The sequence below is a fragment of the Neisseria sp. P0022.S010 genome, assembly GCF_051956635.1.
Window position 1 is genome coordinate 1 of the sequence record NZ_JBQCXF010000177.1, and the last position, 5,649, is coordinate 5,649.

General features: G+C 52.3%; 6 protein-coding genes. All 6 read left to right on the forward strand.

Annotation, left to right across the window (positions count from 1 at the left end):
- Positions 1–2,156: DNA helicase RecQ (gene recQ, locus ACTHUT_RS13010; protein WP_440418871.1), on the forward strand; the 2,156-nt coding region annotated here is incomplete at its 5' end.
- A gap of 223 nt (positions 2,157–2,379) precedes the next feature.
- Positions 2,380–2,829: an HvfX family Cu-binding RiPP maturation protein gene (locus ACTHUT_RS13015; protein ID WP_440385885.1), complete on the forward strand. Its 450-nt coding sequence runs from the start codon at positions 2,380–2,382 to the stop codon at positions 2,827–2,829.
- Positions 2,830–2,927: 98 nt separating this feature from the next.
- Positions 2,928–3,200 (forward strand): hypothetical protein, encoded by a 273-nt coding sequence (locus tag ACTHUT_RS13020; RefSeq protein WP_049333024.1) that lies wholly within the window; start codon positions 2,928–2,930, stop codon positions 3,198–3,200.
- Between the two features lie 86 nt (positions 3,201–3,286).
- On the forward strand, positions 3,287–4,129 hold the full coding sequence (locus ACTHUT_RS13025; RefSeq protein ID WP_036492350.1) for an HvfB family MNIO-type RiPP peptide maturase: 843 nt from the start codon (positions 3,287–3,289) through the stop codon (positions 4,127–4,129).
- The gene (locus ACTHUT_RS13030) at positions 4,119–4,805 is read left to right on the forward strand and encodes an HvfC family RiPP maturation protein (protein ID WP_440385886.1); all 687 of its coding nucleotides are present in this window, start codon (positions 4,119–4,121) and stop codon (positions 4,803–4,805) included. The genes ACTHUT_RS13025 and ACTHUT_RS13030 overlap by 11 nt, the downstream gene beginning before the upstream one ends.
- Before the next feature lie 142 nt (positions 4,806–4,947).
- Positions 4,948–5,526, forward strand: coding sequence for a sigma-70 family RNA polymerase sigma factor (locus tag ACTHUT_RS13035; RefSeq protein WP_070837220.1), 579 nt, complete (start codon positions 4,948–4,950; stop codon positions 5,524–5,526).
- Positions 5,527–5,649: the final 123 nt, after the last annotated feature.

Consider the following 5,649-nt stretch of genomic DNA (forward strand, 5'->3'; position numbering starts at 1 on the left):
TTCCGGCGCTGATGCGCGAAGGCGTGGCGGTTGTCGTATCGCCGCTGATTGCGCTGATGAACGACCAAGTGGCCAGCCTGCATGTGGCCGGGATTGAAGCGGCGGCAGTCAACAGCAGCACATCGGCGGATGAGGCGCGCGAGATTGCCGACAAGCTTGCCCAAGGCCGTCTGAAACTGCTTTATGTTGCGCCGGAACGCTTGGTTACCGACCGCTTTTTGCGTTTTCTCGACCAACAAACCGTCAGCCTGTTTGCCATTGATGAGGCGCATTGCGTCAGTCAATGGGGACACGATTTCCGCCCCGAATATCAACAGCTCGGTATGCTTGCCGAACGCTATCCGAACGTCCCGCGCATCGCCCTGACCGCTACCGCCGATGCGGCCACGCGCGCCGACATCAAGCATTATCTGCATTTGGACGATGCGCCCGAATTTATTTCCAGCTTTGACCGTCCGAATATTTATTATCAGGTTATCGAAAAAAATAATGGCAAAAAACAATTGCTGGATTTCATCCGCAAGCAGATGCATGGGCAAAGCGGTATTGTGTATTGCTTAAGCCGCAAAAAAGTCGAGGATGTGGCGCAGTTTTTGTGTGAAAACGGCTTGGAGGCGATTCCGTATCATGCCGGTTTGAGCATGGACGTGCGCGAGGAAAACCAACGCCGCTTTACGCATGAAGACAATATTATTGTGGTGGCGACCGTGGCGTTCGGCATGGGCATAGACAAACCCGACGTGCGCTTTGTCGCCCATCTCGATATGCCCCAAAGTGTCGAACATTTCTATCAGGAATCGGGGCGCGCTGGCCGGGACGGGCTGCCTGCCGTGAGCTGGCTGTGTTACGGCTTGAACGATTGGGTGTTGCTGCGCGAACGGATTGCCGAAGGCAACAGCGACGAAGTGCAAAAGCAAATCGAAATGCAAAAACTCGATGCCATGCTTTCCGTCTGCGAAACCGCCGCCTGCCGCCGCGTACTGCTGCTCAAACATTTCGGAGAAGAATCCGAACCCTGCGGCCATTGCGACAACTGCCTGCATCCGCCCGTACGGTTTGACGGCACGGTGTTGGTGCAAAAATTACTCAGCTGCGTGTACCGCGCCGGACAACGTTTTGCCGCCGGTTACATCACCAACCTTTTGCGCGGCAAAAGCGACGATTGGATACAGCGCAACGGCCATGACAAGTTATCCACATTCGGCATCGGCAGCGAACAGACCGACAAGGAATGGCGCAGCGTCATCCGCCAGTGCATCAGCCTGGGCTATCTCACCGTCAATGTCGAGCAGCATCAAGCCCTGCAGCTGACCGAAGCGGCAAAAAAAGTCCTCAAGGGCGAAACCGAAGTCATGCTGCGCCCCCTGCGCCGCGAAAAAACGGCTACCCAAAAGCCGAAAGACGATTGGTTGCGCACCGAGCGCGAAGAGCGTTTGTGGCAGGCATTGCGCCAATGGCGGCAACAGCGCGCCCGGGCAGAGGAAGTACCGGCCTATGTGGTTTGCGGCGACAAAACCCTGCGCGATATTGTCGAAAAAATGCCCCGAAGTTTGGAAGACTTGCATCAAATCTACGGCTTGGGCGAGGCGAAAATCAATAAATTCGGTTTGGAGATACTCGACGTTTGCGAAACGGCCGAAGCCGGTACGGTTTCCACAGACAGTACACAAGTTATCCACAGCTTGGGCGGGCGCGAACAGGCCTTAAAACAGGCTTTGGAAACTTGGCGCGAGCAGCAGGCAAGTGCCGATCAAGTCACACTGGGAACGGTGTTCTCCAACGAAAGCATGGACGACTTGCTGACCAATACGCCTGCCGAACCCATCGATCTTTTAGGCGTGTATAAACTCGGCGAAAAACGTATCGAACAATACGGCGAGGGCATTTTAAACATCTGCCGCCCGTTTTCAGACGGCCTGAGCGAAGAGGACAAACGCAAACGCCGATTGATGCGTCGTCTGCTTCAGTGGAACATCGATACTGCCCGCCATGAAGGCCTCGAAGCCTATCAGATATGCAGCAAAGTTACCCTGCGCGCCATTGCCGCCCGACGGCCGCAAGATTTGGCGGAGCTGGCGGAAATCCACGGCATGAATGAGGAAAAAACCGACAAATACGGCGCGGAAATTGTCGAATTGTGCAAACAAGCGGATTAATGGATGGCAATTATCATCAAAGGCCGTCTGAAACCCAATCAAACATGGTGTTTCAGACGGCCTTTTTGAATTTTTAATCTTTATAAAACAATGAATAAGAAAATATCTTCATTTATTTTGTCAGTTTTTTAAAGCTGCCGCGTCTAAACAGGCATGAAAAATCGGATGGTGCCGATGGATTTTTCGTCCCAGCCCATTCGACACACATCGATTAGGAAAATAAATGAACACCTCATCCAATCCCTCTTGGCAGGCTGCTTTCGGCTTGTTGGCACTCAGGCTTTTTACCGCGTATGAATTTCTTGAATCCGGCTTGGAAAAATGGAACGGGGAAAACTGGTTTGCAGAAATAAACAGTCAATTTCCCTTTCCGTTCAATTTGTTGTCGGATACGGTCAACTGGAATTTGGCGATGTGGGCGGAACTGGTTTTGCCTGCGCTGCTTATTGTCGGCTTGGCAACACGGCTGTCCGCGCTGGGATTGATGGTTGTAACGGCTGTCGCATGGTCTGCGGTACATGCCGGCTTGGGTTACAATGTGTGCGACAACGGTTATAAAATGGCACTGATTTATTTGGTGGTTTTATTTCCTGTCCTATTGCAGGGTGCTGGCCGTCTGTCTTTGGATGCACTGCTGAAGAAACGCTGTTGCCGCATCAAGCATTTTCTTTAAGGATTATCTTTAAGGATTAATGGTCGCGGGCCGACTTTAAATGCCCGATATTATCCCTTGATTTGTTTTAAAACCCATATTTTAAAAAGGAAGTTGAAATGAAAAAAAATGTAGCTGCTGCTTTGGCCGGTGCACTGTCCCTGTCTTTGGCTGCCGGTGTTGTTGCCGCTGATAAAGCCGCCAGCGACGTGGCCGTTGAGAAAACTGTTAAAGCTGCCGAAGGTACTTGCGGCGCGGCTGCCAAAGCCGGTGAAGGTTCTTGCGGCGCAGCCATGAAAAAAGCACACGCCAAAAAAGGCAAAGCATCTAAAGCCAAAGCTGCCAAAGTAGTAGAAGGCAAATGCGGCGAAGGTAAATGCGGTTCTAAATAATCCTGCAACATACCTTTAACAAAGTCGCATTTTACAAACGAAAATGCGACTTTGTCGTTCATACGGCACCATAACAGGACATCACCATGATTCAACATGCAGGCTTGGGCTACCGCCGCGACTTGGCGGAAGATTTCCTCTCGCTTTCAGACGACAGCCCGATACGCTTTATCGAAGCCGCCCCCGAAAACTGGCTGAAAATGGGCGGCAGGGCGCGCAAACAGTTTGACCGCGTGGCGGAACGGCTGCCGCTGGCGTTGCACGGATTATCCATGTCGCTGGGCGGACAAGCACCGTTGGATACCGCCTTGATAGACGGAATCAAAGAAATGATGCGCCGTTATGACTGCACGTTTTTCTCCGACCATTTGAGCTACTGCCACGACGGCGGTCATCTCTACGATTTGTTACCGCTGCCTTTCACTGAAGAAATGGTGCAACATACCGCGCGCCGTATCCGCGAAGTGCAAGACCGGTTGGGCTGCCGTATTGCCGTAGAAAACACGTCCTACTACCTGCATTCTCCGCTTGCCGAGATGAACGAAGTTGAGTTCCTCAACGCGGTTGCCCGTGAAGCCGACTGCGGCATTCATTTGGACGTGAACAATATTTACGTCAACGCCGTCAATCACGGACTGTTGTCGCCCGAAGCCTTTTTAGAAAATGTGGATGCAGGGCGCGTGTGCTATATCCATATTGCCGGGCATGATGTGGAAACGCCGGAATTGTTAATTGATACGCATGGCGCGGCAGTTTTACCGACCGTTTGGGACTTGCTCGAACTCGCCTACACCAAGCTGCCGACCATTCCGCCCACCCTGTTGGAACGCGATTTCAATTTTCCGCCTTTTGCCGAACTCGAAGCCGAAGTCGCCAAAATTGCCGACTATCAAATGCGTGCCGGAAAGGAATACCGCCGTGCAGCCTGAAACCTCCGCCCAATACCAACACCGCTTTGCCCAAGCCATACGCGAAGGCAAAGCCGCAGACGGACTACCGCAAGAGCGCCTGAATGTCTATATCCGCCTGATACGCAACAATATTCACAGCTTTATCGACCGCTGTTATACAGAAACGCTGCAATACTTTGATAGCGAAGAATGGGGCCGTCTGAAAGAAGGTTTCGTCCGCGACGCGCGCGCCCAAACGCCCTATTTTCAAGAAATTCCCGGCGAGTTCCTCCGATACTGCCAAAGCCTGCTGCTTTCAGACGACCTTTTGGAATTGATGGACTTTGAACACACCCAGCTACTCGCCGAAACCGCTCAAACCGACAGCGAAGCCTCGCCTGCCGATTCAGACGATTTAGCGTACTCCCTTTCTCCCGCCGCCTTTGTGCGCCGTTATCAGTATGACGTGACCGACGAATTGCATGAGGCGGAAACCGCCGTTTTGGTGTGGCGTGATAAGGAAGACGACGTGATGTACCAAACGCTTGATGGATTCGACGCCTTATTGCTGGAAACGTTGGCAGAGACGCCCACTTCCCTAAACGGCCTGCAAACCATGCTGGCAGAGTTCATGCCGTCTGAAAACGCTTGGCAGGACGCATTAAGGCAGAAATGGACGGATTGGCTGGAACAGGGCATTTTGGTTGCGGCATAAATCAAGGCCGTCTGAAACGGACGCAGTCGGTTTCGGTAAAACAAAAATACTACTGAAATCGTTTATAGATTCAATCGCATGCTCTTGCCGTATCAGCGTAAAATCAGAAGCATATTGATCATTCATTTCATACTGATACATTATGGCCCTACCCGAACTGACCGATGCCGAGCTTGCCGAATCCCGCAAACTGCTGCTGCGCTTTGCCCATATCCAGCTGCCCGACCGCCCCGATTTGGCGGAAGACCTCGTACAGGAAACCATGCTTTCCGCCTACCGTGCGGCCGAAGGTTTTAAAGGCGGCGCCCAAGTGAGCAGCTGGCTGTTTGCAATCTTAAAAAACAAAATTACCGACTGCCTGCGCCAAATCGGGCGGCAACGCCAAGTTTTCGTCACGCGCGACGAGGAAGCCTTGGATGAAGCCTTTGAAGGACATTTTGCCGCTGACGGACATTGGACGGACGAAGGTCAGCCTCAGGGTTGGGACTCGCCCGAAGCCAGTTTGAACAATAAAGAGTTCTACCAAGTTTTGCAGACCTGCCTTTACCATCTGCCGGAAAACACCGCCCGCGTGTTCACCATGAAAGAGATTCTTGGCTTTTCAAGCGATGAAATCCGCGAACAATGCGGCATCAGCCATGCCAACTACCACACCATCATGCACCGCGCGCGCGAAACCTTGCGCCAGTGTCTGCAAATCAAATGGTTCTCCCATGTCTGACAGGAAAACGCCATGAAAAAATGCCGCAAAATAACCGATCTGATTTCCAAACAGAAAGACCAAGTGCGTCTCAGTCTTTTTAACCGCATTGCCCTTGCCGTGCACCTGTCGCTCTGTCCCCGT

What these genes read in the sequence shown, in the direction of transcription:
- ACTHUT_RS13015 (WP_440385885.1), top strand. Translation starts at nt 2,380, where the DNA reads ATGAACACCTCATCCAATCCCTCTTGGCAGGCTGCTTTCGGCTTGTTG.
- ACTHUT_RS13035 (WP_070837220.1), top strand. Translation starts at nt 4,948, where the DNA reads ATGGCCCTACCCGAACTGACCGATGCCGAGCTTGCCGAATCCCGCAAA.
- ACTHUT_RS13020 (WP_049333024.1), top strand. Translation starts at nt 2,928, where the DNA reads ATGAAAAAAAATGTAGCTGCTGCTTTGGCCGGTGCACTGTCCCTGTCT.
- ACTHUT_RS13025 (WP_036492350.1), top strand. Translation starts at nt 3,287, where the DNA reads ATGATTCAACATGCAGGCTTGGGCTACCGCCGCGACTTGGCGGAAGAT.